The organism is Photorhabdus bodei, from assembly GCF_003287735.1.
Classification (GTDB): domain Bacteria; phylum Pseudomonadota; class Gammaproteobacteria; order Enterobacterales; family Enterobacteriaceae; genus Photorhabdus; species Photorhabdus kayaii.
This window is the reverse complement of the sequence record NZ_NSCM01000001.1, coordinates 199440-226115: the sequence shown is the minus strand read 5'-3', so window position 1 is coordinate 226115 and position 26676 is coordinate 199440. Positions and strand designations below refer to the sequence as shown.

At 41.6% G+C, this 26676-nt stretch carries 25 protein-coding genes and 1 other annotated feature; of the genes, 14 read left to right on the top strand and 11 right to left on the bottom strand.

Going from position 1 to position 26676, the window contains the following annotated elements:
- The first annotated feature begins 122 nt into the window (after positions 1 to 122).
- The 5 genes from oppA (at position 123) to oppF (ending at position 5697) form a co-directional block, all read left to right on the top strand.
- The gene (oppA, locus tag CKY02_RS00915; protein ID WP_112893873.1) at positions 123 to 1763 is read left to right on the top strand and encodes an oligopeptide ABC transporter substrate-binding protein OppA; all 1641 of its coding nucleotides are present in this window, start codon (positions 123 to 125) and stop codon (positions 1761 to 1763) included.
- An 84-nt stretch (positions 1764 to 1847) separates the two neighbouring features.
- Positions 1848 to 2768 (top strand): oligopeptide ABC transporter permease OppB, encoded by a 921-nt coding sequence (gene oppB, locus CKY02_RS00910; protein WP_011146715.1) that lies wholly within the window; start codon positions 1848 to 1850, stop codon positions 2766 to 2768.
- A 14-nt stretch (positions 2769 to 2782) separates the two neighbouring features.
- Complete coding sequence (gene oppC, locus CKY02_RS00905) at positions 2783 to 3691, top strand: oligopeptide ABC transporter permease OppC (RefSeq protein WP_112893872.1); 909 nt, start codon at positions 2783 to 2785, stop codon at positions 3689 to 3691.
- A gap of 9 nt (positions 3692 to 3700) precedes the next feature.
- Positions 3701 to 4699: an ABC transporter ATP-binding protein gene (gene oppD / locus CKY02_RS00900; RefSeq protein WP_112893871.1), complete on the top strand. Its 999-nt coding sequence runs from the start codon at positions 3701 to 3703 to the stop codon at positions 4697 to 4699.
- The gene (gene oppF, locus CKY02_RS00895) at positions 4696 to 5697 is read left to right on the top strand and encodes a murein tripeptide/oligopeptide ABC transporter ATP binding protein OppF (RefSeq protein WP_011146712.1); all 1002 of its coding nucleotides are present in this window, start codon (positions 4696 to 4698) and stop codon (positions 5695 to 5697) included. Before oppD ends, oppF begins: the two co-directional genes overlap by 4 nt.
- A gap of 138 nt (positions 5698 to 5835) precedes the next feature.
- Here the strand turns inward: oppF and CKY02_RS00890 are convergent, their stop codons facing one another.
- Positions 5836 to 6165, bottom strand: coding sequence for an HI1450 family dsDNA-mimic protein (locus tag CKY02_RS00890; protein WP_112893870.1), 330 nt, complete (start codon positions 6163 to 6165; stop codon positions 5836 to 5838).
- A gap of 111 nt (positions 6166 to 6276) precedes the next feature.
- Complete coding sequence (gene cls / locus CKY02_RS00885; RefSeq protein ID WP_112893869.1) at positions 6277 to 7737, bottom strand: cardiolipin synthase; 1461 nt, start codon at positions 7735 to 7737, stop codon at positions 6277 to 6279.
- Between the two features lie 371 nt (positions 7738 to 8108).
- Here cls and CKY02_RS00880 point away from each other — a divergent pair, with 371 nt between their 5' ends.
- Positions 8109 to 8291, top strand: coding sequence for a YciY family protein (locus CKY02_RS00880; RefSeq protein ID WP_112875877.1), 183 nt, complete (start codon positions 8109 to 8111; stop codon positions 8289 to 8291).
- A gap of 126 nt (positions 8292 to 8417) precedes the next feature.
- Complete coding sequence (tonB, locus tag CKY02_RS00875; RefSeq protein ID WP_238399056.1) at positions 8418 to 9074, top strand: TonB system transport protein TonB; 657 nt, start codon at positions 8418 to 8420, stop codon at positions 9072 to 9074.
- A gap of 61 nt (positions 9075 to 9135) precedes the next feature.
- On the opposite strand, the gene yciA is transcribed toward tonB, so the two are convergent.
- Both yciA and CKY02_RS00865 read right to left on the bottom strand, forming a co-directional pair.
- Complete coding sequence (gene yciA / locus CKY02_RS00870) at positions 9136 to 9567, bottom strand: acyl-CoA thioester hydrolase YciA (protein ID WP_112875879.1); 432 nt, start codon at positions 9565 to 9567, stop codon at positions 9136 to 9138.
- A gap of 77 nt (positions 9568 to 9644) precedes the next feature.
- Entirely contained in the window at positions 9645 to 10181 is a 537-nt protein-coding gene (locus CKY02_RS00865; RefSeq protein ID WP_112875880.1) for a septation protein A, read from the bottom strand.
- 349 nt (positions 10182 to 10530) lie between these two features.
- Between CKY02_RS00865 and CKY02_RS00860 the strand changes: the two genes are divergently transcribed.
- The 5 genes from CKY02_RS00860 (at position 10531) to CKY02_RS00840 (ending at position 15224) form a co-directional block, all read left to right on the top strand.
- Positions 10531 to 12261 carry a SulP family inorganic anion transporter gene (locus CKY02_RS00860; RefSeq protein ID WP_112893867.1) on the top strand — a complete coding sequence of 577 codons (1731 nt, stop codon included), beginning with the start codon at positions 10531 to 10533 and terminating at the stop codon, positions 12259 to 12261.
- A gap of 80 nt (positions 12262 to 12341) precedes the next feature.
- A complete protein-coding gene (locus CKY02_RS00855; protein WP_112893866.1) occupies positions 12342 to 12707 on the top strand; it encodes a toxin-antitoxin system TumE family protein in 366 nt (121 codons plus the stop codon).
- Between the two features lie 4 nt (positions 12708 to 12711).
- Positions 12712 to 13113, top strand: coding sequence for an HVO_A0114 family putative DNA-binding protein (locus tag CKY02_RS00850; protein WP_112893865.1), 402 nt, complete (start codon positions 12712 to 12714; stop codon positions 13111 to 13113).
- A 414-nt stretch (positions 13114 to 13527) separates the two neighbouring features.
- Positions 13528 to 14079: an Ail/Lom family outer membrane beta-barrel protein gene (locus tag CKY02_RS00845; protein WP_112893864.1), complete on the top strand. Its 552-nt coding sequence runs from the start codon at positions 13528 to 13530 to the stop codon at positions 14077 to 14079.
- A gap of 611 nt (positions 14080 to 14690) precedes the next feature.
- Entirely contained in the window at positions 14691 to 15224 is a 534-nt protein-coding gene (locus CKY02_RS00840) for an Ail/Lom family outer membrane beta-barrel protein (RefSeq protein ID WP_112893863.1), read from the top strand.
- A 274-nt stretch (positions 15225 to 15498) separates the two neighbouring features.
- Here the strand turns inward: CKY02_RS00840 and CKY02_RS00835 are convergent, their stop codons facing one another.
- Positions 15499 to 16269, bottom strand: coding sequence for a YciC family protein (locus CKY02_RS00835; protein ID WP_112893862.1), 771 nt, complete (start codon positions 16267 to 16269; stop codon positions 15499 to 15501).
- A gap of 431 nt (positions 16270 to 16700) precedes the next feature.
- Between CKY02_RS00835 and ompW the strand changes: the two genes are divergently transcribed.
- Entirely contained in the window at positions 16701 to 17342 is a 642-nt protein-coding gene (gene ompW / locus CKY02_RS00830; protein ID WP_112893861.1) for an outer membrane protein OmpW, read from the top strand.
- A gap of 36 nt (positions 17343 to 17378) precedes the next feature.
- On the opposite strand, the gene trpA is transcribed toward ompW, so the two are convergent.
- The 6 genes from trpA to CKY02_RS00800 all read right to left on the bottom strand — a co-directional run bounded on the left by trpA (position 17379) and on the right by CKY02_RS00800 (position 24001).
- On the bottom strand, positions 17379 to 18185 hold the full coding sequence (gene trpA / locus CKY02_RS00825; RefSeq protein ID WP_112893860.1) for a tryptophan synthase subunit alpha: 807 nt from the start codon (positions 18183 to 18185) through the stop codon (positions 17379 to 17381).
- Positions 18185 to 19375, bottom strand: coding sequence for a tryptophan synthase subunit beta (trpB, locus tag CKY02_RS00820; protein WP_112894011.1), 1191 nt, complete (start codon positions 19373 to 19375; stop codon positions 18185 to 18187). The genes trpA and trpB overlap by 1 nt, the downstream gene beginning before the upstream one ends.
- Before the next feature lie 94 nt (positions 19376 to 19469).
- The gene (trpCF, locus tag CKY02_RS00815) at positions 19470 to 20834 is read right to left on the bottom strand and encodes a bifunctional indole-3-glycerol-phosphate synthase TrpC/phosphoribosylanthranilate isomerase TrpF (protein WP_112893859.1); all 1365 of its coding nucleotides are present in this window, start codon (positions 20832 to 20834) and stop codon (positions 19470 to 19472) included.
- A 2-nt stretch (positions 20835 to 20836) separates the two neighbouring features.
- Positions 20837 to 21835, bottom strand: coding sequence for an anthranilate phosphoribosyltransferase (gene trpD / locus CKY02_RS00810; protein WP_112893858.1), 999 nt, complete (start codon positions 21833 to 21835; stop codon positions 20837 to 20839).
- A gap of 13 nt (positions 21836 to 21848) precedes the next feature.
- The gene (locus tag CKY02_RS00805; RefSeq protein WP_112893857.1) at positions 21849 to 22427 is read right to left on the bottom strand and encodes a glutamine amidotransferase-related protein; all 579 of its coding nucleotides are present in this window, start codon (positions 22425 to 22427) and stop codon (positions 21849 to 21851) included.
- A complete protein-coding gene (locus tag CKY02_RS00800) occupies positions 22427 to 24001 on the bottom strand; it encodes an anthranilate synthase component 1 (protein WP_112893856.1) in 1575 nt (524 codons plus the stop codon). Before CKY02_RS00800 ends, CKY02_RS00805 begins: the two co-directional genes overlap by 1 nt.
- 28 nt (positions 24002 to 24029) lie before the next feature.
- Positions 24030 to 24130, bottom strand: a sequence feature (Trp leader region).
- A 792-nt stretch (positions 24131 to 24922) separates the two neighbouring features.
- Here CKY02_RS00800 and CKY02_RS00795 point away from each other — a divergent pair.
- Positions 24923 to 26605 carry a glycoside hydrolase family 18 protein gene (locus CKY02_RS00795; protein ID WP_112893855.1) on the top strand — a complete coding sequence of 561 codons (1683 nt, stop codon included), beginning with the start codon at positions 24923 to 24925 and terminating at the stop codon, positions 26603 to 26605.
- The last annotated feature ends 71 nt before the right edge of the window (positions 26606 to 26676 follow it).

Here is a 26676-nt window from a genome sequence, read left to right as displayed (position 1 = left end):
AAAGAGTTACTGAGACCCTGCAAACAAAATCGTTCCTTTTGTATGCAGGTGGTAATCCACCCCTTATTTCTGGGACGTCGGCTGATAAAAAGTCTGACGATGTAAAATTGGAGTAGAAAAAGATGATAAACACAACGAAAAAGAGACTACTTACTGTCAGCATTAGCGCTGCACTGAGTATAGTAATGGCAAGTCAGGTCTTTGCGGCAAAAGTGCCTGATGGCGTTCAATTAGCGGATAAACAGATTTTAGTCCGTAATAACGGCACTGAACCACAATCGTTAGACCCGCATAAGATTGAAGGAGTACCAGAATCACATTTGGCGCGTGATTTGTTTGAAGGTGTTGTTATCGTTGGCTCGGATGGTGAAATTTTACCGGGTTCTGTGACCAGTTGGGAAAATAAAGACTTCAGCGTCTGGACATTGCATATGCGTAAAGATGCTAAGTGGTCTAATGGTGATCCTGTCACGGCTCATGATTTTGTTTACAGTTGGCAACGTCTGGCCGATCCTAATACCGCTTCTCCCTATGCAAGTTTTCTCCAGTATGCTCATATCACCAATATTGATGACATCATCAGTGGTAAAAAGAAACCCGATACTCTGGGCGTAAAAGCGCTGGATGACTACACATTGCAGCTTACATTGAGCGAAGCGGTTCCTTATCTGCCAAGGCTTTTGGCTCACACTTCAATGTCGCCGGTGCATAAAGCGACGGTAGAAAAATATGGCGAAAAATGGACTCAGCCACAGAATTTTGTCGGTAATGGGGCTTATAAACTGAAAAACTGGGTAGTTAACGAACGTATTGTGATGGAGCGCAGCCCGACATATTGGGATAACAAAAATACCGTTATTGATCAGGTTACTTTCTTGCCAATTTCGTCAGAGGTCACGGATGTCAACCGTTACCGCACTGGTGAAATTGATATGACTCATACTAATTTGCCTATCGAACTGTTCCAGAAGCTGAAAAAAGAGATCCCGAACGAGTTGCACATTAACCCACAATTATGTACTTATTATTACGAAATTAATAACGAAAAACCTCCATTTAATGATCCCCGCGTTCGTACCGCACTGAAACTGGCTATGGACCGCGACATTGTGACCAATAAAGTAAAAGCTCAGGGGGATATCCCGGCTTCTGGTTATACACCGCCGGTCACAGATGGTATGAAAGAGATGAAACCGGTGTGGTTTACTGGTTGGAGTCAGGAACAGCGCAACCAGGAAGCCAAAAAATTACTGGCTGAAGCGGGTTATAATAAAGATAATCCATTGAAATTTAATTTGCTTTATAACACCTCTGATCTACATAAAAAAATTGCAATCGCGGTAGCTTCTATTTGGAAGAAAAATTTAGGTGCTGATGTTCGTTTAGAAAACCAAGAGTGGAAAACTTTCCTTGATACACGACATCAGGGGAATTATGACGTCGCCCGTGCCGGCTGGTGTGCCGATTACAACGAACCTTCTTCATTCCTGAATTCAATGCTTTCTTACAGTAGTAATAACACAGCTCATTATAAGAGTGATGAGTTTGATAAACTGATGAAACAATCTCTGAAAGTGGCAACAGATGATGAACGTGCTGCTGTTTACCAGCAAGCAGAAGCGCAGTTAGATAAAGATTCGGCTATTGTCCCTCTCTATTACTATGTGAATACCCGGTTAGTGAAGCCCTATGTTGGTGGCTATACAGGGAAAGATCCTTTGGATAATTTACACACCAAAGATTTTTATATTATCAAACACTAACGTTGTAAAGCAGCCCGGAGAGGGCTGCTTTAGGGTCAAATTATTTTAAGGCCAGGGTTGAGGGCCAACACATAGGAACGGGCGATGCTTAAATTTATTTTACGCCGTTGTTTAGAGGCGATCCCGACACTTTTTATCCTTATCACTATTTCGTTTTTCATGATGCGGTTAGCGCCGGGCAGCCCATTTACCGGTGAACGGAAATTGCCACCAGAAGTGCTGGCAAATATTGAAGCGAAATATCATCTGAATGATCCAATTTATAAACAATATTTTGATTACTTAATTCAACTCACTAAAGGAGATTTTGGGCCCTCTTTTAAATATAAGGACTACTCTGTTAACGATCTCGTGGCAACAGCGTTTCCAGTATCGGCTAAATTAGGCGTCTCGGCATTTATCATGGCGGTTGTCTTGGGGGTCAGCGCTGGGGTTATTGCGGCACTTAATCAAAATACCAAATGGGATTATACGGTTATGGGATTCGCCATGACGGGGGTTGTTATCCCGGGGTTTGTCGTGGCACCGTTACTGGTGTTGGGGTTTGCTATTCACCTTAAATGGCTACCGGGAGGGGGCTGGAATGGCGGTGCGCCTAAATATATGATTTTGCCGATGGTGGCATTGTCTTTGGCTTATATCGCCAGTATCTCCCGTATTACCCGGAGTTCAATGATAGAAGTGCTGCACTCTAACTTTATCCGTACTGCGCGAGCTAAAGGGTTGCCATTGCGCATCATTATTTTCCGCCATGCTTTAAAGCCCGCATTATTACCGGTTATCTCTTATATGGGGCCTGCTTTTGTCGGCATTCTTACCGGCTCAATGGTGATTGAAACGATCTTCGGGTTACCGGGAATAGGGCAGTTGTTTGTTAATGGCGCATTGAACCGTGACTATTCGTTGGTGTTAAGTCTGACTATTTTAGTTGGTAGCTTAACGATTTTGTTCAATGCGATTGTTGATGTATTGTACGCTGTTATCGATCCGAAGATTCGTTATTAAGACTGGAGCACGCAATGATAGTTAATAAACAAAATAGCGAAGCTCTGGAAAATTTCTCTGAGCAATTAGAAATTGAAGGCCGTAGTTTGTGGCAGGATGCACGGCGTCGTTTTATTCACAACCGGGCAGCGATTGCCAGTTTGTGTCTGCTATCTTTGATTACTTTGTTTGTGATTCTGGCACCGATGTTAGCTCAATTCACTTATGACGATACTGATTGGGCCATGATGTCGATGCGACCTGATTTTGAATCTGGTCACTATTTTGGTACCGATTCTTCCGGTCGTGATTTGCTGGTGCGTGTTGCCATTGGAGGACGCATTTCATTGATGGTTGGGGTGGCAGCCGCTTTGGTTGCGGTCGTCGTCGGGACCTTATATGGATCATTATCCGGCTATCTGGGCGGAAAAATAGATTCAGTCATGATGCGTATGTTGGAAATCTTGAACTCATTTCCATTTATGTTCTTTGTGATCCTGCTGGTGACCTTCTTCGGACAGAATATTTTTCTGATATTTATCGCCATCGGTATGGTGTCATGGCTGGATATGGCGCGTATTGTCCGCGGTCAGACACTAAGCTTGAAACGTAAGGAGTTTATTGAGGCGGCGTTGGTGTGTGGTGTGCCAACCCGTCATATTGTGCTGCGCCATATTGTCCCTAATGTATTGGGAGTGGTGGTGGTTTATGCATCTTTATTAGTGCCGAGTATGATTCTGTTTGAATCGTTTCTTAGCTTTCTGGGATTGGGAACTCAAGAACCATTAAGCAGTTGGGGAGCACTGTTAAGTGATGGTGCGAATTCGATGGAAGTTTCCCCGTGGTTGCTGATGTTTCCTGCCGGTTTTCTGGTGGTGACACTGTTTTGTTTTAACTTTATCGGCGATGGCTTGCGTGATGCCCTCGATCCGAAAGATCGTTAAGGAGGTAACATGGACAGCGTTAGAAACCAGAAAAGTTCTGAGCCGTTGTTAATTGTTAAAGAGTTGGACGTGACTTTTAGTACCCCGGATGGGGATGTTACCGCGGTGAACAAGCTGAATTTTGATTTACGAGCGGGGGAAACGCTGGGAATTGTGGGTGAATCTGGTTCTGGCAAATCACAAACCGCTTTTGCTTTGATGGGGCTACTGGCCAGAAACGGCAAAATTGGCGGTTCCGCTATTTTTAATGGCAGGGAAATTCTTAACCTTGAAGAGAAAGCGCTTAACCGCATGAGAGCAGAAGAGATATCAATGATATTTCAGGACCCAATGACATCTCTCAATCCCTATATGCGTATCGGCGATCAACTGACAGAAGTATTGATGTTGCATAAGCATATGAGTAAAAGTGAGGCATACCTTGAATCGATACGGATGCTGGATGCCGTCAAAATGCCAGAAGCACTTAAGCGAATGCGGATGTATCCTCATGAATTTTCTGGTGGGATGCGTCAGCGTGTGATGATCGCAATGGCGTTGTTATGTCGACCAAAATTGTTGATTGCTGACGAACCGACAACCGCACTTGATGTCACGGTTCAGGCTCAGATTATGACTTTACTGAATGAGCTGAAACGGGAATTTAATACTGCAATTATTATGATTACTCACGATTTAGGGGTAGTTGCTGGTATTTGTGACAAAGTGTTGGTGATGTATGCGGGGAGAACGATGGAATATGGCTCGGCCCGTGAAGTATTTTATCAACCCACCCATCCTTATTCTATTGGCCTGCTTAATGCTGTTCCGCGTCTTGATGGTGATGAAGCATCGTTGACGACCATTCCCGGAAATCCACCTAACTTATTACGGTTGCCGAAAGGGTGTCCGTTTCAGCCACGCTGCCAGTTTTCAGTAGACCGTTGTGTAAATTGTGAACCAAGGTTAGAGACATTTGGCAACGGGCGTTTGCGAGCTTGTTTTAAAGCACCGGGGGAATTGGTATGAGTCCGATTGAAGAAAGACGTGTGCTGCTGGAAGTAGCAGATCTGAAAGTTCACTTTGATATTAAAGATGGTAAACAATGGTTTTGGCAACCAACAAAAACCTTGAAAGCGGTTGATGGTGTCACATTAAGATTATACGAAGGGGAAACCCTTGGCGTGGTTGGTGAATCAGGTTGCGGTAAGTCGACTTTTGCTCGTGCAATTATCGGATTGGTTAAGTCTTCCGGTGGTTCAGTAACTTGGTTGGGAAAAAGCCTGCTGGATATGGATGATAAACAGTGGCGGGATATTCGTAGTGATATCCAGATGATATTCCAGGATCCATTAGCATCCTTAAACCCGCGAATGACGATTGGCGATATTATCGCTGAGCCACTGCGCACTTATCATCCGAAGATGAAAGGGCTGGAAATTAAAGAGCGGGTAAAAGCCATGATGATGAAGGTTGGGTTATTACCGAATTTGATTAACCGTTATCCGCACGAATTCTCTGGTGGTCAATGTCAGCGTATTGGAATTGCTCGCGCACTTATCCTTGAACCTAAATTGGTGATTTGTGATGAGCCGGTATCCGCGCTCGATGTATCCATTCAGGCTCAGGTAGTTAACTTGTTGCAAAAATTACAACGGGAAATGGGGCTGTCGCTGATTTTTATCGCCCATGATCTGGCGGTGGTTAAGCACATATCTGACCGTGTATTGGTGATGTACCTTGGGCATGCGGTCGAATTGGGCACTTATGATGAGGTTTATCATAATCCACAACATCCTTATACCAAGGCGTTGATGTCAGCAGTGCCAGTGCCTGATCCAGATAAAGAACGAAATAAACACATTGAATTGCTGGAAGGTGAATTACCGTCACCTATCAACCCGCCATCAGGATGTGTTTTCCGTACTCGTTGCCCAATGGCAGATCCTGAATGTGCCAAAACACGGCCATTGATGGAGGGGAGTTTCCGCCATGCCGTGTCTTGTTTGAAGGTTGATCCATTGTAGTTGTTGAGGAACTTTGTAAGACATTCAATGTGAGAGTTACTTTTGGGGTTTTATATCAGGATTCAGACCTGCATTAAAACGGGTAGCTCTCACTTTTTGCAGAAAAAAGAGTAGATCAAAATAACTGACTTTAATTTTTCACTCTTTCCACAAAATATGGTAAATCGGGTGAGATTTTTCCCGGCAAATGAGGATACGGGCAAAAACATCGTTGATCTCGGCATCTTCAGATTCTGCTAGCCCGATAATGACTTCGGCAAAAAAATCGGGGTTTGGATTGAAATCCACGTGTTCAAGCCACTCATCAGAAGGGGGCAGTAATTCTGCGCCGCCACGTATTTCGAATTGTAAGCTAAATAGCAGAATATCAGCGGGATCAAGGTTGAACGAAGCCAGTTCAAGAAAGATGTCATAGGCTTTCTCAAGGGTTTCATCTTCTGTCATTCGGTTATTGAGGTCTAAATCCATAGTTTGTGAGGATCTGTTGTCCATATTGATTTATTTGTGGGTCGTGATGAAGAATTAAAACATGATGAAGTCTTGATTGATACCCCCGTCTTGTAAAGACGAGGGTATTGATCACAGTAGTGGACTAAAAAAGTAACAAATACGCTCAATAATCCGATGCCACAAAGGGCGTTGTTCCCACTCATTGATTTCCAGCAATGTGGAATGGGCGATATAATCGTATTGCACCAGCGTCAGATCATGACCAAAGTTTTCATCATCAATCACCACGGTAATTTCGAAATTTAGCCACAGGCTACGCATATCGAGATTAACGGAACCCACCATGCTGAGTTGGCCATCAACTAAAACGCTTTTAGTATGTAGCAATCCATCTTCAAATTGGTAAATTTTAACACCGGCGTTTAATAGTTCAGCAAAAAATGCCCGGCTTGCCCAACGAACTAAGAAGAAATTATTTCTGCGTGGAACGATAATAATAACCTCAACCCCTCGTAAAGCGGCGGTGCAAATAGCATTTGTCAGGTCATCACTGGGAACAAAATAAGGGGTAGTTAAAATCAGTTGCTTACGGGCAGAGAAAATAGCCGTCATTAAAGATTGTTGAATCAACTCCTCAGGGAATCCGGGGCCGGATGCAATAACCTGAGTTGTGTGTCCGCTGGCCTGTTCAAATGGCATGATATTGTTATCTGGTGATGGCGGAAAGATACGCTGACCTGTTTCCATTTCCCAGTCACAAGCGTAAATAACCCCCATAGTCGTGGTAACCGGCCCTTCCATTCGCACCATGATGTCGATCCATTGCCCAACGCCGGCATCTTGTTTAAAGAAGCGTGGATCGACCATATTCATACTGCCGGCATAAGAGATATAATTATCTATCAAGATAATTTTACGATGCTGGCGCAGATCCATACGGCGTAGAAATAAACGGAATATATTGACTCGCAAAGCTTCAACAAATTCAATTCCCGCCTTGCGCATGATATCCGGGTATTGGCTACGGCAATATAACCAGCTACCGGCTGAATCCACCATAATACGGCATCTGACTCCTCGGTGTGCTGCGGCCATAAGAGCATCCGTCACTTGTTCAACCAAGCCGCCGGTTTGCCAGATGTAAAACACCATATCAATACTGTGTTTGGCATTCTCAATATCTTTGATAATGGTTTTTAGTGAATGGTCATAGGTTGTCAGTAGTTGGATCTTGTTACCTTTAACACCCGCAAGCCCTTGCCGTCGTTCGCAAAGCTGGAATAGCGGTGTCGCGACTTCGCTATTTTCTGTGGCGAAGATATGACGAGATTTGCGCAATTCTTCAAGCCATACGGTTGTTGAAGGCCACATGGCTTTTGCTTGTTCAACTCTGCGTTTTCCCAAATGCAGCTCACCAAATGACAGGTAAGCGATGATTCCAACTAAGGGTAGGATATAAATAATCAGCAGCCAGGTCATGGCAGAAGTGACAGGCCGGCGTTTTATCAGAATGCGTAAGGTGATACTGGCAACAATCAGCCAATAAAAGAAAATAGCAAGCCAACTTAGGACGGAATAAAAGGTTGTCATATTCGGCAATCAATCCTGTTTTGTTCAGACATCTTTGGTGGCGTTTAACATGGTTTCCTCAAGACTCGAAATATACCCGTCATCTTTCAAGTTGCCTCTTTGTTGGCTGCGCTCACTCACCCCGGTCACATAGTTTGCCATGCTCCCGGGGATTCACTCCCTTGCCGTCGCGATGCATCTTGAAATCAATAGGGTATATAAACGATCTAATTAACTTGGTGAATTTACCAAAAAATCGGCAAATATACTGCAAGCATCATACTTGATATTGGTCATTTCGCATTATTGATATAAAAAGTACTATCCAGATACGCCTTGGATATCTTTTTTAAAGGCTTATAATGAGCGTGATGTTTTTATAGGTAGGTTTTATGAAACGTAGTCGGAATGAAGTAGGGCGGTGGCGGATATTACGCCAGAATTTCAACCGCCGTCGCCGTTGGCTGGAAGGGCAGTCAAGACGTAATTTGCGTATTTATTCACTACGTAAATTAGATGGTTATAAGCAGCGTCGAGCTTTATTGTTTGTTCAGCATGGCGAATGGATACATTGAAAAAATAATATTTTTGGCCTTATATTCACGCTCACCTACAATCTTTATTGAATATGATTGCTATTTGCATTTAAACTAGCAGTCATTCGAGGATTGACTATTATGCTGCTAATCAAGAATTCCCTTATGCGCTGGATACATTGGCCAATATTGTTGTCAGTTTGTTTACACGTTTCTGTTGCTGCCGCACTTTTTTGTTCTGCAATACCGGAAAAGCAGCCTGATGCTGCACTTATGTCTGTTGCTATGATTCAGTTAGCTGCCGAGGAAGCTCCTGTTTCAGAGCCGGCAGCGCCTGAGCCTGAATCAGAGCCAGAGGAGCCGGAACCTGTTCCAGAGCCGGTAATTCCAAAACCAGAGGTGAAGAAGCCGAAACCGGAAGTGAAGAAAAAGATTGTTAAAAAGCAATCTGAACCCGTTGAGAAGAGGGCTGAACAACCGGAAAAGCCGTTGTTTAATCAGAATGCATTGGCTAACCGTACTGATAATAATCAGAATAAACCGGTGGTTAAACCGCAGAATGGGCCAAGAGCATTAAGTAAAGCGTTACCTGTCTACCCATCCAGAGCTTCAGCATTGGGCACCGAAGGTTATGTGAAAGTCAAATATGATATTGATGAAGACGGACGGGTAAAAAATATAGAAGTGATTGGCGCTAATCCACCCAATGTTTTTGAAAGGGAGGTGAAAAAAGCGATGAGAAAATGGCGCTTTGAAAAAATACCCGCGATTGGTTATATCACAACCGTCGAATTTAAAATTACGGGTATATCTCAATCCTGATTGTCGGGGAAATGCAAATAAAAAAGGAGCATTATTAACACGCTCCTTTTTCCATTAATGTTTATTCGCTAGTACTGCTAGCGAGTTGGAACTGAGTTTTACCTTCTGGTAACCGACGTGAGGTATTATCTTCATTAACCGCAACATAAGTGAATACCGCTTCGGTTGCACGATAGCGTTGGCCGACAGGTTCAGAGGCGACTTTCTTCACCCAGACTTCGATGTTGATGGTAATCGAACTGTTACCGGTTTTGAGACAATGCGCATAGCAGCAGACGACATCACCAACGGCAACAGGTTTCAGGAAAGTAATACCATCTACTCTGACAGTGACAACACGGCCTTCCGCAATTTCTTTTGCCAGAATTGCACCACCAATATCCATTTGTGACATTAACCATCCACCAAAAATATCTCCATTGGCGTTGGTATCAGCGGGCATAGCCAGTGTGCGGAGGACTAACTCTCCGTTAGGTAATTGTTGTTGTGTCATTGAAAACTTTACTTTATTTGATGAAAAAACAATACCTGCCTACAGACGATAGCAGGCAGGTATCCATTTGAATAAGGTTACTTCTGTTCGCGTGGCAGGTGACGATAAATATATACTACACTGAGCACGGTGAAAACCAGAGTCAGGGCAGTCAGACCAAATACTTTAAAGTTAACCCAGACATCTTGTGGTAACCAGAATGCGACATAAATATTAGCTAGCGCGCAGGCTGTAAAAAACAGCGCCCATGCCATATTGAGCTTATTCCAAACAAGATCGGGTAAAATTAACTCTTTTCCTAGCATTTTCTGAATGAGCGGTTTTTTCATAAACCACTGGCTGCCTAGCAAAGCTAATGCGAATAATGCATAGATTACAGTGACTTTCCATTTAATAAATAGATCACTATGGAAAGCTAAAGTTAACGTACCGAAAACAGCAACCATGATAAACGTGATCAGGGAGGCTTTCTCTACTTTCCGGTAGATGGAATAAGTAATAGCGACAGCTAAACCGGTGGCGGCGATCAACGCCCCGGAAGCGTAGAAAATGTCATACATTTTGTATACGACAAAAAAGACGACTAGAGGTAGAAAGTCTAAAAGTTGTTTCATATTTGAACCTATTGTAATTCCGGCATTTGATTATCATCCGGTTTTAGTCATTGAATGGACTGGCGGCAACAGTATGGTTTTATACCCGTTATCTTTCAAGTTGCCTCTTTGTTGGCTGCACTCGCTCACCCCAGTCACATAGTTACCTATGCTCCCGGGGATTCACTTCCTGGCCGTCGCGATGCATCTTGAAATCCATAGGCTATATCGCTCAATAAAAAAGGTTTTTATCGATCGGTTTCGCACAATTTTACCATAAAGAGCGGCGTAATTAACTTCCGGTTGTCAGTGAACATATAACGCAGCATTATAACGAAAACCCGTTGAAAAATAAGAGGGCATAAACCAGATGCAGTGGAAAAAACTACAGCGTTGGATGCCAGGGTTGGGTAATTTTTCTCCTTATCGCAAGGAATGGTTTAGTCATGATTTAAGAGCTGGGCTTTCTGTCGCCGCAGTTGCTCTGCCAGTTGCTATTGCTTACGCCGAATTGATGGGAATAAGTGCAATTATTGGTCTTTATGCATGCATTTTACCCATGTTCGCTTATGCACTATTTGGTACTTCAAGACAGTTGATTGTCGGGCCAGATGCCGCAACGTGTGCCGTTATTGCAGCGGCTGTCGCGCCATTGGTTTTTGATAATGAAGATGTACGCTGGCAGCTCACGATCGTCATGACCTTAATGACCGGGATATGGTGTGTTCTCGCCAGTCATTTTCGATTAGGCGCGTTTGCTGATTTTCTTTCCAAACCGATCCTGAAAGGATTAATGAACGGTGTTGCATTGACAATCATTGTGGATCAGCTAGCTAAAGTCTTTGGTTTTGCTGGCGTTCCGGCGGGATTGATTGAACGGGTGATCGCATTACCTGTCAAGCTCATGAGTACACATTTACCGACGTTAGCAATGTCTGTTGCTATAGTGTTGATTTTGCTCACTGTGCGTTTCTTGCGTCCGACTTGGCCGGGGCCTTTGTTGGCAATGGTATTGGCGACTTATATAAGCTGGCAATTTGATCTGGAAAAATATGGCATTCAGATTGTTGGCAGTGTCAGCGGTGGGGGATTACCTGTTGTGCCAATGCCCGATTTCCAGCCAGGCATTATGCGTGAGCTAGTTATCCCATCTTTGAACCTTGCTGTTATCAGCTTTGTCAGTTTCATGATGACGGCCCGTAGCTTCGCCAGTAAAAACGGTTATCAGATTGATGCAGATTGTGAACTTAGGGCCTTGGGCATTGCGAACATTGCTTCTGCTTTATCACAAGGATTTGCTGTCAGTGCTGCCAGCAGTCGTACTGCGGTTAATGATGCGATTGGTGGGAAAACGCAATTGGTCTCTGTTATTGCAGCGACTATTATTTTGCTGGTTTTGTTATTTATGACCCGTTTCCTGGCCTATATCCCATTGTCATCGCTTGGTGTGGTACTGATTTATTCAGCATCGTCACTGTTGGATTTACGGCGGATTTGGTCACTGAGGAAACGAAATCATCAGGCATTTACTTTATCACTGTTTACATTGATTGCTGTGCTGGTGGTTGGTTTGATTAACGGTGTTGGTTTCGCTGTTCTACTTGGTTTATTACAGTTTTTGCGAATTATATTCCGCCCGACAGATCAGCTCTTGGGGGTAAATGACCAAGGAATGATTCATTCGATTAATCATGGCAATGATATTAAACCAATTGATGGTGTGATGATGTACCGATTTAACTCGCCATTGACTTATTTCAATGTTAGCTATTTTAAAAAACGGGTACTACAGCATGTTGACAGAATTCAAAAAATTAACAAAACGCAAAAACGTCCGGGTTGGCTGGTTGTCGATGCGGCTGTTAGTTTTACCCATGATGATGTCAGTGTATTTGCTGCTATTGATGAGTTGATTAGTGAATTAAAGGTAAGAGATATCACATTGGTGCTCGCCGGTCGTCGGACAGAACTTACCCGTTGGATAAAACAGAATAAACTGCGAAGTAGTGATGACGATCTGATTGTGGTGCCCGATCTCTATTTTGCGGTACGAATGATCCAAAGTAAGCCTGAATGGTACTCGAATTACATGAAAAGATAATAATTTACAGTTGTTTGCTAGCTTGAATTTCATTAAACAAAGACATATGATTAGATCATAACAACAAGGAGGTTTTAGTAATGCAATCGGATTCAGGTTTGGACGTCTTGCTTGGGTTGCATGGTCAGAGGGTTTATCGGGATGATGGTTATTGGTGGAAAATTGAGGTATGGACAGTTGAGCCAACGAATTTCATTCCACATGGTATTCGTTATAACTTAACGCTACATGACAAATACAACACGCGGGTATTTGGAATGGATAATGCACACGCAATTATTCCACCAAAGAGAAGTCAGTACCGAGGACGATGGGTGTATGACCATGTTCACAGAAACTCTATAGATAAGGGTGTTCCTTATGAATTTATTTCTGCATATCAGTTAATTGAGGATTTCTTTACTAAAATTGATGAAATTATCGCTGAACGCGAAAAAAGAGGGTAATACGATGAAAGCACTCATTGGCGTGATGAATGAAGAACTTATACGCAAGCGCACATTGGCTATTATTAAAGGTGAATATGTTGTTCAGCCTGATGAGCCTAAGATTTGGTTTACTTCCATGATTGCTCTTGCTCAAGTACTTAGCAGTGATAATATCGCGCTTCTGCGTCTTATCAATGAGCACAAGCCAGAGACAATCGCAGAATTGGCTAATCTATCAGGAAGGAAACCAAGCAACTTGTCAGTGACATTAAAGACGCTTCGTCAACATGGTTTTGTGACGCTGGAAAAAAGTAATAGAAGCGTAAAACCAAAGGCGCTGTTTACTGATTTTGAAATAAAAATTGAGCAGGAAATCAGTGAAAGAGTTATGTCATCTTGTGGGGCTAAAAATATAGCAGCTTGAAATAGCAAATTTAAAACAATGTAAATTAACACAATGTAAATTAACACAACGTAAACTTGTTTATAACTTTCAGCCTCATAGTTTTATCACTGTGAGGTCTGATTGAACGATTATTCAGCTATAATAGCGTTATTGAGATCAACAAGTGAATACGAGAAATAAAATAGTCACATTTGATAATTATAATTGAGAAAAATAGTTCTTAATTCCCGAACGTATGATTATTGACCGTTGATCTTCTATTATTTGAGATATCAGATCCTGAATACTTGCTTTATTTTAAAATTTCTTGTTAAAAAACAATATGATTGAAGCATTAAGTATTTAATACCACGTTACATTTTGTTTTTCGATAAGTATATTTTAACAAAGCAAATCATTATCACTTGTACAATAACTATTTAGGACGTTCCAATGAAAAAGGCATTGATAGCCTCAGCAGTGGCAGTGGGTTTATCTGTATTTACATTTGCAGCAAATGCTGGAGAAAGTTCGATTTCTGGTGGCTATGCTCAGAGTCATGTGAAAGTTGATGGTGAAAAGCTTGATGAAAACCCAAAAGGCTTTAACCTGAAATATCGCTACGAGCTGGATAATAATTTTGGTGTTATTGGATCATTTACGCTGACACATCAGGGTTATGATTACTATTATGGCAGTAGAAAGATTGGTACGGGTGATTTAGATTATTATTCTCTGATGGCTGGTCCTACATACCGCTTTAATGAGTACGTGAGTGCGTATGGTCTGGTTGGTGCTGCACATGGAAAGGAAAAGGCAAAGGGTAATGCTGCTGTATTGGGCTATGACGTTGAATATAAAGAGAGTAAGACCTCTGCTGCTTATGGTTTAGGATTGCAGTTTAACCCTATGCCAAATTGGGTTATTGATGCATCTTATGAATATTCGAAAGTAGGTGACTATAAAATAGGCACTTGGGTAATTGGTGCGGGTTATCGATTTTAAATAGTGTTTCCAATGTAGTCGTTCCTTTAAAGGGAATTCAGTCCAACTTTTGCGATCTGTGCAATTTCATTAAGTGACTGAAGATAATAAAGTAATGTTAGGACCAGCTCTCTGTTAGCTTGTTAGATAGTTTATTTAAAGGCTATCGAAATAATGAGAACACAGAGTACGGATTTTCATCAGGGATTATTGAAACCGGATATATGTTTTTGACTACTTTTTGCCAGAAAATCTTATTTATAGATTTGTATTGGTTTAGTGTCCATATATCTATTTAGTTGAAATTGCTAGTCCATGTTTAGCCATGTAATCTGAAGATTATTCCTTTATTAGTTATCACTATCTATTCTAGACAAAATTCCCTGTTGTAAGACAGGGAATTTTTTTGCTTTTATCTCAATAGTGAAGTGATGAAATGCTAATAAGCACAAAAAATATCCGATTAAGATGGAAAGATTATCTTGTTCAGGATGGAAAGCGGTTATTACTTTATCTTGTTAAACGGAAACTTAACAATAAACGGGATTGAGTTGTTTTCTATTGATTATTGATAAATAATCGCGCCTCGTAATTAATCTTTTCTATATTTTATACAATATTAGGGATTTTCAATGAAAAGAGCATTGGTAGCTTCAGTGGTGGCAGCAGGTTTATCTGTATTTGCATTTGCGGCAAATGCCGGTGAAAGCACGATTTCGGGTGGTTATGCTCAGAGTCATATAAAGTTTAAAGATCATAAGATTGATGATCATCCAAAGGGCCTCAACTTAAAATACCGCTACGAATTGGATAATAATTGGGGTGTTATCAGCTCATTTACGTATACATATTTGGGGTACGAGTTTTATGACCGTGGCCGAAAAGTAGGTAAAGCTGATATAGATTATTATTCTCTGATGGCGGGGCCTACATATCGTTTTAATGACTATGTTAGTGCATACGGTATGGTTGGTGCTGCACGTGGAAAGATTAAGGCCTCTAATTTTGTTGATTCAGAGAGTTACAGTAAAACATCTATTGGCTACGGACTGGGATTACAGTTTAACCCTATGCCAAATTGGACTATTGATACATCCTATGAATATTCAAAACTGAATGACATTAAAATAGGCACTTGGGTAGTTGGTGTTGGCTATCGGTTCTAACCGAAATTTGCTAATTAAATATTAATTAGCTCTCTTTGCTATAGAATTCCCTGTTGAAAAACAGGGGATTTTTTTGCGTTTTAGATATATACCCTATGGATTTCAAGGTGCATCGCGGCGGCAAGGGAGCGAATCCCCGGGAGCATAGATAACTATGTGACCGGGGTGAGTGAGTGCAGCCAACAAAGAGGCAACTTGAAAGATAACGGGTATAACAGCTTATTCTGTTTACCCCATAGTTTTATCACTATGGGGTTTTGTTTGAATTGCTATTTTATATTGATTTTTGTTGTGGAGAGGCAATCAGCATATACAACCGGAACAGATAAATCAGCAAAATAGCTGAAATAAGGTTATTAAATATGCCAAGAATAATCCCTGCCATCTCGCTATGAATGAATGTTAGGCGGTCAATAATAAATACCAGCAAGAGCCTTGCGGTCAGCCATAAAAGAATTGCCGGAACCAGCAGGCGAATATTAGCAAATGCCAGTTTCCAGCTTATTTTTATAGAAGCAAAAACGCCGCAACGCTCGGCAGTCATAATAACGGGTGATAACGCCAGTGCGATCGACAAAATAATGCCTGGTACTAGCATCAGCATCAAGCCTAGTTGAATTAGCAGGGTGCAGATAAGCAGTAACAGGAACAGTTTCGGTAACTGGCTTGCTGATAAACCAATTGCCTGTAATGAAGAGATACGATTTCCCGCTGAAACTGCCGCAACCAGTGTCAATACACCACCAACTAGTAATACGCTACCAATCATGCTTGAGAAAATGGTTCCGATTCCCGCACGCATGATCATTGATTGTTGCTCTGGAGTCATTTGAGACACCAGCTCTTGAATACCGGCCTTGCCTGAGGTGGCAAACGTGAATTCTGCTTCTGTCAGCAACTTCATCTGTTCGCTGTCAGGAATAAACAGGTGCCCCAATAAGGTGGTAACCAGAGCCGCCAGAACGGCCAGGGTCAGGGTACTTAACAGTTGATTCTTGAAAAAGTTAAAACTGTCACGGTACAGGGTATTCGCCGTGATTGGCATGAAGACAGCTCCTATCAGGTTAAACAACAATACATAAGGGATGATTGTACCTTGTTATGGGGAAACGTGGATAGTAGAAACGAGATGATACGGATAAATTAATGGTTAGCTGTGATTGTTGATGACAGAAAAAAATTCTTCACATTATATTCTTAAGATAAAAATAAACATAAAATTAACCTTATTAAAACATAATGGAAATATAATGAGAGGAAAGATAAAACATCGGAATGGGTAAAAAGATTACTAACTGATTAATAATAAATAAACTTTGATTTGGATCAAGTTAAAATAATTCCTAATTGAAATAATAATATTATAGATATGCGGTTTTACTGAAATTCTTTGAAAGATGTGATCTGTCTTGGATCATAGTTTCTAATATATGAGTATATTTTGATTGACTTTAAATCACAGGAATGGGATGAATAATGAAAAAAATTTCTGCATTTGTATTAGCAGCGGCAACTTTATTACCATCATTCGCTTTTGCTCATGAAGCGGGTGATTTTATTTTCCGCACAGGTACTGCAACAGTAAGACCTAATACAGGTTCTGATAATGTATTGGGGGTGGGTTCTTTTAGTGCGGATAATAATACCCAGATGGGTTTAACTTTCAGTTATATGATGACCGATAATATTGGTTTTGAATTACTGGCAGGGACACCCTTCCAGCATCGGGTAAGTTTACCGGGTGTTGGTGATATTGCTAAAGTAAAACATCTACCGCCGACATTAATGGCGCAATACTATTTCGGCTCTAAAGAAAGTAGTTTCCGCCCTTATGTTGGTGTTGGTCTTAACTATACCACTTTCTTTAACGAAAAATTCAATGGTAATTCGGCTGTTAAAGATAATAACTTACATAGTCTGGACTTGAAAGATTCCTGGGGTGTTGCGGGGCAGGTTGGCCTGGATTATGAGTTAGATCAGAATTGGATGTTGAACGCCTCTGTGTGGTGGGTAAACATTGAAACGGATGTGAAATTTAAAGCAGGTGACCAGCAATATAAAATTGATACCCGGCTTGATCCGTGGGTATTTATGTTTGGGGTTGGTTATCACTTTTAATAAAAAGATGGGGCAGATTTTGCCCCATTTTTTGTATTAAAGTTGAGTGGCAGACTTCATTTTTGATACAAATTCAGTCAGTTCTTTCAGCATTATTTCTGGTTGAGAAAGATTTTCTTCGATAATTTTAACGACGGCAGATCCTGAAATGGCTCCCGCTGTGCCACTCGCTAATGTTTCTTTTACCTGCTTAGGTTCTGAAATACCAAATCCCTGTAACGGTGGCGCGGCATGATATTCCCATAGTTTATTGACTAGATGATTTAACGGTTTTTCACCTCGTTTTTCTATACCGGTCACTCCTGCTCTTGATAATAAGTAGGTATATCCGCGGCCATAAGAAGCAATTTCACGTAATAGTTCATCTTCCGCGTCGGGGGGACAAATAAAAATGGGGGCAATCCCATGTTTCATGGCTGCGGTACGGAATGGCCGTGATTCTGATATAGGAACATCTGCAACTAATACTGAATCGATATCTGTATCTTTGCAACGGCGGTAAAACTCATCTATTCCATGATGAAAAACCAGGTTGGCATACATTAATAAACCAATAGGAATATCAGGATATTTTGCCCGAACTTTTGTTAATAGTTCAAAACAGAGCGTAGGAGTCACATTTGAGGAGAAAGCGCGCAGATTAGCATTCTGAATTGTCGGGCCGTCAGCCAGCGGATCGGAAAAAGGAATACTTAACTCAAGAGCGTCAGCGCCACCGGTAATCAGTGCATCAATAATTTTCAATGATAATTCTGGGGTTGGATCACCGAGTGTGACAAAGGGGACAAAAGCACCTTGTTTACGGCTTTCCAGTTGTTTAAATAGCTGCTCGTAACGTTCCATTAGATTTCCCCCCTGGATTTTAAAATATCGTGGACAGTAAATATGTCTTTATCACCACGACCAGATAGGTTAACGATCAGTAATTGCTCTTTATCAGGAGCTTGATGGATCATTTTCAAAGCATAAGCCAGCGCATGAGAGGATTCGAGGGCTGGAATAATGCCTTCCTCACGGGAAAGGGTTTTGAATGCTTCTAATGCTTCATCATCGGTGATGGAAACATAGTCAGCCCGTCCAATGCTGTTCAGATAGGCATGTTGAGGGCCAACGGAAGGGAAATCCAGACCGGCGGAAATAGAATAAGATTCTTCAATCTGGCCTTCATCTGTCTGCATCATTGGTGATTTCATACCAAAATAGATACCCAATTTACCATGTTTCAATGGCGCGCCATGTTTACCGGTTTCGATACCGAGCCCGGCAGGTTCAATACCAATCAGGCGGACCGATGTTTCAGGAATAAATTCGGCAAACATGCCAATGGCATTGGAGCCCCCACCAACACAGGCCAACACGGCATCGGGCAGGCGTCCCTCTCTTGCCAAAATCTGGGATTTAGCTTCTTCGCCAATCATACGCTGGAACTCTCGGACCATCGTCGGATAAGGGTGTGGTCCGGCGGCAGTTCCTAATAAATAGTGGGCTTTATCATAGCTACCAGACCAATCACGTAACGCTTCATTGCAAGCATCTTTTAAGGTGGCAGAACCGCTGTGAACCGGAATAACCTCGGCTCCCATCAGACGCATGCGGAAAACATTAGGGGATTGGCGCTCTACATCTTTAGCGCCCATATAAATGCGACATTTCATATTTAAAAGTGCGCAGGTAAGGGCGGTGGCTACACCATGTTGACCGGCACCGGTTTCTGCAATAATTTCGTTTTTGCCCATGCGTTTCGCCAATAGAGCCTGACCAAGTACCTGATTGGTTTTATGAGCACCGCCGTGTAATAGATCTTCTCGCTTCAGATAAAGGCGAGTTTTGGTGCCTTTCGTCAGATTACGGCATAACGTTAATGCCGTTGGCCTGCCTGCATAATTTTTCAGTAGATCTTGAAATTCTCGCTGGAATTCGGGATCTTGCTGAGCGGCAATAAATGCGGCTTCTAATTGTTCAAGGGCGGGAATAAGGATCTGTGGTACAAATTGTCCACCGAAATCACCAAAATAGGGGTTAAGCTTACTCATCATTCTATTTGTCCATTGTTATTAATCGGAACATAGTAATTAATCGGAACACAGTAATTAATCGGAAAACAGTAATTAATTGGAAAATTGCTGTTTATTGGTAACAGCGTAGTAGCTGAAACACTTTATTTAATTTATGACTGCTTTTGATGCCGGGTGCGTTTTCGACGCCAGAGTTAAAATCAAGTCCGCAACAGCCATATTTTGCTGCTTGTTGGCAATTATCTTCATTTAATCCACCGGCGAGCATGATGTTGGCGAGTGATTGTTTTTCAAGTAATTGCCAATCGAAACTTTGTCCGGTTCCGCCTTTGCCGTTATCAAGTAAATAACGGTCAACATTTCTAGCTTTGGTGTGAAATTCATCTTTCGACATATCAATGGCTTTCCAAATTTGACAATTTTCAGGCAATGTTTTTCGTAATTCCGCAATATAAACTTCGCCTTCGGCACCATGTAATTGCACCGCAGCCAGAGAAAGGGCACGAGCGGTATGACTGATGAATGCAGATGATTGATTTTGAAATACCCCGACATATTTGAGATTTGCTGCATTGATAATTTGTTGGGCCTGTTGGATATTAATTTTACGTGGTGAATGTTCAGCAAATATCAAACCACCATAAACAGCACCTGCCTGTAATGCTACTTTCGCATCTTGTGGTCGAGTTAATCCACAGACTTTATTTTCACCCAGAATCAGTTGACGTAATGCTAAGTCCAGATTAGGTTGGGCCATCAAAGCACTGCCAATGAGAAAGCCATTAGCATAATGGCTAAGCTCGCGAATTTGTTGATGCTGGTGGATACCCGATTCGCTAATAACAATGGTTTCTTCCGGTAACTGTGGCGCAAGTTGTTTGGTACGGTTTAAATCGATAGAAAGATCTCTCAGATCACGGTTATTGATACCAATAACTTTAGCTTTTAGTGCAACCGCTCTGGCACGCTCTTCCTCTGAGCTGATTTCAGTCAGCACGCCCATATTCAGGCTATGCGCAAGTTCAGACAGCGTAATATATTGCTGATCATCAAGAACAGAAAGCATCAGCAAAATCGCATCGGCTTGATAATAACGGGCAAGATAAACCTGATAAGGATCGATAATAAAATCTTTGCACAATACTGGCTGGTGAACGGCATCACTGACTAAACGAAGAAATTCATAGTTGCCTTGAAAATATTTTTCATCGGTTAATACAGAGATGGCAGTTGCATAGGGCTGATAAATTTTTGCTATTTGAATCGGATCAAAATCCTGGCGAATAACGCCTTTAGAAGGAGATGCCTTTTTACATTCCAGAATAAAAACGGTCTGTTCACTGTTTAGTGCCTGATAAAAATGACGGTTGCTGGCAACAACAGCATTAATAAAACTTTCCAATGGTTGTTGCTGTTTACGATTAATAAGATATTCGGCTTTATCATTAACAATTTTCTGTAAAATGGTATCTTGCATGATTAACTCCTTGTTGCAAGTGCTATAACTCGTTCATAAGCTCGGCCACTGTGAATGGTTTCGAGAGCTTGTTGGGTGTTATGACGTAAATCTTCCTGTCCATGAATTTTCATTAACAGAGCAACGTTAGCCGCAACGGCATCAGCATGGGCTTTCTTACCCCGTCCTTGTAACAATAAACTGAGCATTTCACGATTATCCACTGGTGAACCTCCTTTTAATGCTGACATTGGATGACGTTGTAAACCAAAATCTTCAGCATTTAATTGATAATGGATAATTTCTCCATCATTAATTTCTGCCACTTTCGTTGGTGCATGCAGTGCGACTTCATCCATGCCACCACTGTGTACAACCGCTGCCCGTTGATAGCCGAGAACCAGTAAGGTGCGGGCAATAGGTTCAACGAGTTCCGGGCTGTAGACGCCAATTAATGCTAATGGCGGACGTGCCGGGTTAATCAAAGGACCTAATATATTAAATATAGTCCGTGTTTTCAGTTGTTGACGTACCGGCATCGCATGACAGAATCCCTGATGATAATGTGGCGCAAATAGGAAACAGATGCCGATTTCATCCAGTGCACTACGGGCACATTCCGCGCTGATGTCAAGGGCGATACCAAACGCTGCCAGCAAATCAGAAGAACCTGATTGGCTGGAAACACTGCGGTTACCATGTTTGGCAATTTTAATATGGCAAGCCGAGGCGACAAAGGCACTGGCGGTTGAAATATTGATACTGTTCGCGCCATCACCGCCCGTTCCGACGATATCGCAGAAAGTGTAATCCGGCCGTGGAAATGGCAGGGCATTTGCCAATAATGCTTGGGCTGCACCGGCAATCTCCTGTGGTTGTTCACCCCGTAATTTCATGCTGATAAGTACAGCCGCGAGTTGTGGTTCACTTAATTCTCCTTGAATAATGGCGGCAAATAGTTGCTGGCTTTCTTGTTGTGTCAGTGTTTGCGCATTAAACAATTTATTGAAAATAGCTTGCATTTTCATCTCCCTTTTAATTTAGTGCCCAAACCAGAGTTTGTTCAAGCAATTTAGCGCCATGAGTTGTGAGAATCGATTCTGGGTGAAATTGAAATCCACAAACCTTATGTTTATCGTGGCGAACGGCCATAACGGTGTCGCCACAACGGGCAGAAATAGTCAGTTCAGACGGAATTAGGCTACCCATGAGAGAGTGATAACGGGCAACGGGTAGAGGGTTTTCCAGATTAGCGAACATAGCTTGATTATCGTGTTTTGCCAGAGAAGCTTTGCCGTGTAGGATTTCATCAGCAGCGGAAATTTTTCCACCATAAGCTTCAATAATGGCTTGATGCCCAAGACAGATGCCGATCACTGGGATTTTGCCGATGACTTGTTGGAGTAATTGAGGCATACAACCTGAGTCAGATGGTTTACCCGGTCCCGGTGAAAGCATCAATAGCGGAGAGGAGAGCATTCTTAATTGCTGCATAATCATTTCAGTTGCAACCGTATTGCGATAGATAACAACTTGATGACCATGATGACGTAATTGATCGACGAGGTTATAGGTGAATGAATCCACGTTGTCGAGCAGAAGAATATTTGCCATTAGAAAGTCTCCTCTGCCTGATGAGCCTCAATAATTGCACGAATGACTGCTCTTGCTTTGTTACGAGTCTCTTCGGATTCTGCTAAAGGTTCGGAATCCAGTACGATACCTGCGCCAACCTGAATAGTGGCTATACCGTCTTCCACGTAAGCAGAGCGAATAACGATACAATTATCCATATCCCCTTTGCCGGTGAAATAACCGACAGCACCACCGTAACTGCCACGGCGTTCGCTTTCATAGTGAGCGATAAGTTGCATTGCGCGTACTTTCGGTGCGCCGGTGAGGGTACCCATATTCATACAAGCTTGATAGGCATGAAAGGTGTCTAAATCATGGCGTAATGTCCCCACGACGCGGGAGACCAGATGCATAACAAAAGAGTAGCGATCGACTTTTGTCAGATCCGCGACATAGCGGCTGCCCGGTTCACAAATGCGGGCCAGGTCATTACGAGCCAAATCGACCAGCATCAGGTGTTCGGCTAATTCTTTATGATCTGTTCGCATCTCCAGTTCGGTCCGGCTGTCAAGATCCGCATCCAGCTCGCCAGCCGCATTGCGCCCACGGGGGCGTGTGCCGGCGATCGGGTAGATTTCAATTTGGCGATTGGACGCATCATATTTAAGCGCGCTTTCGGGAGACGCGCCAAACAGACAGAAATCTTTGTCCTGCATGAAAAACATGTAGGGACTTGGATTGTGGTACTTAAGTTTTTGATAAGCATGAAGCGGTGCCGGGCAGGGCAGAAAGAAGCGTCTTGATGGCACTACCTGAAAGATATCCCCTTGGCGGATGTATTGTTGTAATTGTGTCACCATTTCTGCATAGGTCGTGTCATCCCGATTGTATGAAACTTTCATGGTTGGCAGAGAGATTTGTTGTACTGGTTCAATGGGCTCGGTAATGAGTGCCGCTAATGTTTTCAATCGTTGCTTAAGGCGTTGCTCCTCTGCTTGAGAATCACTGAAAAGAGAGATTTGCAAGCGTGCATTTTTGTTCTGGTGGTTGATCACCAATAACGTTTCTGCGAGATAAAAACAGAAATCAGGGCAGCGTTGAACAGTTTTTACTGCGGGTAATGGCTCAAATCCGGCCACCAGATCGTAGGAAAAAAGGCCGCCAACGAATATCGCTTCTGCGCTTGACGAATTGTATGGTGACGGTTCTTCCGCCAGAGAAAGCAGGGCACGCAATGCATCAAATACGGATACTGCTTTCAGACGATTATCTTCATCTATATTGTGATTGATTGGTGGGAAAATCACTTGAAGAGTATTGTGTGTTATTTCAGATTGGACATTGCTGGAAAATTTGTTGGCCAAAATGGGTAATAAATTTCGGCCATTTTCTGTTAAAGCGTCAAAAGTAACCTGATTGCCGTTGGCACTGATGCGCAAGGCACTATCGATAATTAGCAGACTTTTTAAGTTTTTTTTGCTGTTAATTTCCGCAGATTCTAGCAATAAAGTTGCTGGTCGCTCACCGCAGAGTTGGTTGAATAGTAGCGTAGGATCAGGTTGATAAGCGGTTTCCTGCTCGATTACTGTGATTTTTGGTTGTTTATCCGTCATTTTTTCGTCCTGTCAATAAGTTATGCATATAAAAAAACCCGCTGATTAGGCGGGTTTTGGTAATTTGGCACTGTTGATTTATGTGCGTGACCATACCGCCCTTACTGGGAAGTTATGCCACCAACGGATAGACGTCATAAATACAGCCATTTTCAGTGCCTCTTTAGTATTGATTAGATGATATACAAGACAATATCGTTTTCACTTGTGTACTAGTAAACTGGAACGAAATTAGTGTGTCAAGTATTTTTTGGCGCGTTTATTAATTTGCTGTGTTATTTCTCGAATTTGAAATGACCAACGTTACAGGTAGTGAATTTCCCACAGAATCTATTCAAGAGATAACTCTATTTTAATATTACTAGATAAAATTGAAGGTTAATTTGGCGACATTTTGTTACGGTGTAACATAAAATAATTAATAGTTAGAGATCAGATAATATAGGATACTTAATTTTAATAAAATTATTATCTTATTGTCACAAATAACTTATCATATTATTTTATAGTATAGCTATGATATATATTTGGTAATATTAAGTATGTAAATCATGTTTCATGAAAAAAAGAATTTAGCGATAGTAAAAATTGGTTAAAGAGTAGAATTAGCTGGATTTTGTTTAAGTCAATAGGCAAACGGGGAGAATAGATAATCAATTTTTATATCTGTATATGAAAAAAAGAGGTTTAACCGATATTACTGTGAGAAGTAGTATTCATAACTCTAACATATCGTGTTATTTAAAATTTAGATCTTTATAAGTTAAGACTATGTAATTATTTGTATTTAATACGTTATAGGTATGCCTGAGGAACGATTTTTAATCTGAATACTTATAGATCTCTACTTAATTCTGGCATCGGTTGCCATGATTTAACTCTCTGATGTTTAAAATAATTGTACTATTAGTGGAGTAATATATGAGTGAAAATGAACCAAAAGCAGATAGCCAATTGGTGTATGAAACTGATCCATATAAGGTTAAGGATTCGGAAGAAGGTGCGGCGCAGAAAACTTATCGGTTAAATAGTTTTGATCCTAAAACGGTCGATAGCGCATTATCCTATACCCCAACAAGACTTGCTAAAACGGTTTTTAATATTTATGAGGAGAAGGATGATTTTGGTGTTTTCTGTTATTTAACTGATTGGTCAATTTATGATGCGCGTTTTATTGACACGGCAAGCGAAGATGATTTTAAAAAGAATGGCGGCAGAGGCGCTGATTTAATGCGCCTTAAGGGTGATAAAGATAAAGGAAAGCCGTTTAAGAGAATTATCTTTAGCTTTGCAGGTATTATTGGTGACACTGGGGAGAAAAGAACAACTATCATTGCTGCCGCGGGTGAAAATGGATGGCAAATGGGGAATGCTGAACAAGATATTCTTGAGAATCACGAAGGCAAACCTATTCCAATTGATCCCTGGGCTGATGTTGCAGCTTATCTTAATTGCGGTTTTACTCAGTGGGTGGGCAATCCTGTAGACTTATATCAGCAAGGTAAAGCCCAAGGGGTATTAGGAGGATTGCGCTTACTCAAAGAAGAAAACCCGGATTTGGAAATTTCTGTTAGCGTTGGCGGTTGGTCAATGAGTGGTGCTTTTTATAAAGTTTGTCGTGATGAGAAACTGCGTCAACGGTTTGTTGAGGGCGTTAAAGATTTATACACCAGATTCCCCATGCTAACCCATATTGATCTTGATTGGGAATATCCTGGTTCTGCGGGGGAAAATAATCAATTTGATAAAGATGATTATAAGTACTTTGCTGAGCTTATTAAGGATTTGAAGAGTGCAAATATCAGTAATTTGAAAGGAATTAGTATTGCAGCTTCTGCTGATGTAGAAAAAATTAAAGCAGCGAATATTCCAGAATTGATCGCCGCCGGTGTCAATGAAATCAACTTAATGACTTATGATTTCTTTACATTGGGCGATGGAAAACTTTCTCATCATACTAATCTTTATCGCAATAAGGATGACCAGTATTCTAAATATTCAGTCGATGATGCAGTTAACTTTCTTATCTCTTCAGGTATTAATCCAAAATCAATCTATATTGGTTATTCTGGTTATACTCGTAATGCCAGAACTGCGGAGTTAGAGAGTAAGGATAATGAACAACTGGTTGGTAAATATACTGAGGGAACATCCACGGTAGGGAGTTTCGAATACAGCGTAATTGAATGGACAGATATTATCTATAACTATGTTGATTATGAAAATCAAATAGGTCGTAATGGCTTTACGGTTTTCCATGATCCGGTGGCGAAAGCTGATTATCTTTACAATAAAGATCTCAAAGTATTTATGTCATTAGATACACCACGCTCAGTCAGAGAAAAAGGCCGTTATGTTAAAGAAAAAGGGCTTGGTGGTTTATTTATTTGGAGCGGCGATCAAGATAATGGCTTATTAACAAATGCTGTTCATGAAGGATTGGGTCGTAAAGCAATTAAAAAAGTAATTGAAATGGAACCATTCTATTTCGAAGGTGAGCTTCCTTCTTACGATAAACCGAAAGAGAAAAAGTGTGAAGCATGTATACCCTATGAATTTCAAGATGCATCGCGACGGCAAGGGAGCGAATCCCCGGGAGCATAGATAACTATGAGACCGGGGTGAGTGAGTGCAGCCAACAAAGAGGCAACTTGAAAGATGACGGGTATAAATTA

Bases quoted from the DNA above. Each gene is read 5' to 3' on its own strand.
- oppA (WP_112893873.1), top strand. From the start codon at position 123: ATGATAAACACAACGAAAAAGAGACTACTTACTGTCAGCATTAGCGCT.
- oppB (WP_011146715.1), top strand. From the start codon at position 1,848: ATGCTTAAATTTATTTTACGCCGTTGTTTAGAGGCGATCCCGACACTT.
- oppC (WP_112893872.1), top strand. From the start codon at position 2,783: ATGATAGTTAATAAACAAAATAGCGAAGCTCTGGAAAATTTCTCTGAG.
- oppD (WP_112893871.1), top strand. From the start codon at position 3,701: ATGGACAGCGTTAGAAACCAGAAAAGTTCTGAGCCGTTGTTAATTGTT.
- oppF (WP_011146712.1), top strand. From the start codon at position 4,696: ATGAGTCCGATTGAAGAAAGACGTGTGCTGCTGGAAGTAGCAGATCTG.
- CKY02_RS00890 (WP_112893870.1), bottom strand. From the start codon at position 6,165: ATGGATTTAGACCTCAATAACCGAATGACAGAAGATGAAACCCTTGAG.
- cls (WP_112893869.1), bottom strand. From the start codon at position 7,737: ATGACAACCTTTTATTCCGTCCTAAGTTGGCTTGCTATTTTCTTTTAT.
- CKY02_RS00880 (WP_112875877.1), top strand. From the start codon at position 8,109: ATGAAACGTAGTCGGAATGAAGTAGGGCGGTGGCGGATATTACGCCAG.
- tonB (WP_238399056.1), top strand. From the start codon at position 8,418: ATGCGCTGGATACATTGGCCAATATTGTTGTCAGTTTGTTTACACGTT.
- yciA (WP_112875879.1), bottom strand. From the start codon at position 9,567: ATGACACAACAACAATTACCTAACGGAGAGTTAGTCCTCCGCACACTG.
- CKY02_RS00865 (WP_112875880.1), bottom strand. From the start codon at position 10,181: ATGAAACAACTTTTAGACTTTCTACCTCTAGTCGTCTTTTTTGTCGTA.
- CKY02_RS00860 (WP_112893867.1), top strand. From the start codon at position 10,531: ATGCAGTGGAAAAAACTACAGCGTTGGATGCCAGGGTTGGGTAATTTT.
- CKY02_RS00855 (WP_112893866.1), top strand. From the start codon at position 12,342: ATGCAATCGGATTCAGGTTTGGACGTCTTGCTTGGGTTGCATGGTCAG.
- CKY02_RS00850 (WP_112893865.1), top strand. From the start codon at position 12,712: ATGAAAGCACTCATTGGCGTGATGAATGAAGAACTTATACGCAAGCGC.
- CKY02_RS00845 (WP_112893864.1), top strand. From the start codon at position 13,528: ATGAAAAAGGCATTGATAGCCTCAGCAGTGGCAGTGGGTTTATCTGTA.
- CKY02_RS00840 (WP_112893863.1), top strand. From the start codon at position 14,691: ATGAAAAGAGCATTGGTAGCTTCAGTGGTGGCAGCAGGTTTATCTGTA.
- CKY02_RS00835 (WP_112893862.1), bottom strand. From the start codon at position 16,269: ATGCCAATCACGGCGAATACCCTGTACCGTGACAGTTTTAACTTTTTC.
- ompW (WP_112893861.1), top strand. From the start codon at position 16,701: ATGAAAAAAATTTCTGCATTTGTATTAGCAGCGGCAACTTTATTACCA.
- trpA (WP_112893860.1), bottom strand. From the start codon at position 18,185: ATGGAACGTTACGAGCAGCTATTTAAACAACTGGAAAGCCGTAAACAA.
- trpB (WP_112894011.1), bottom strand. From the start codon at position 19,375: ATGAGTAAGCTTAACCCCTATTTTGGTGATTTCGGTGGACAATTTGTA.
- trpCF (WP_112893859.1), bottom strand. From the start codon at position 20,834: ATGCAAGATACCATTTTACAGAAAATTGTTAATGATAAAGCCGAATAT.
- trpD (WP_112893858.1), bottom strand. From the start codon at position 21,835: ATGCAAGCTATTTTCAATAAATTGTTTAATGCGCAAACACTGACACAA.
- CKY02_RS00805 (WP_112893857.1), bottom strand. From the start codon at position 22,427: ATGGCAAATATTCTTCTGCTCGACAACGTGGATTCATTCACCTATAAC.
- CKY02_RS00800 (WP_112893856.1), bottom strand. From the start codon at position 24,001: ATGACGGATAAACAACCAAAAATCACAGTAATCGAGCAGGAAACCGCT.
- CKY02_RS00795 (WP_112893855.1), top strand. From the start codon at position 24,923: ATGAGTGAAAATGAACCAAAAGCAGATAGCCAATTGGTGTATGAAACT.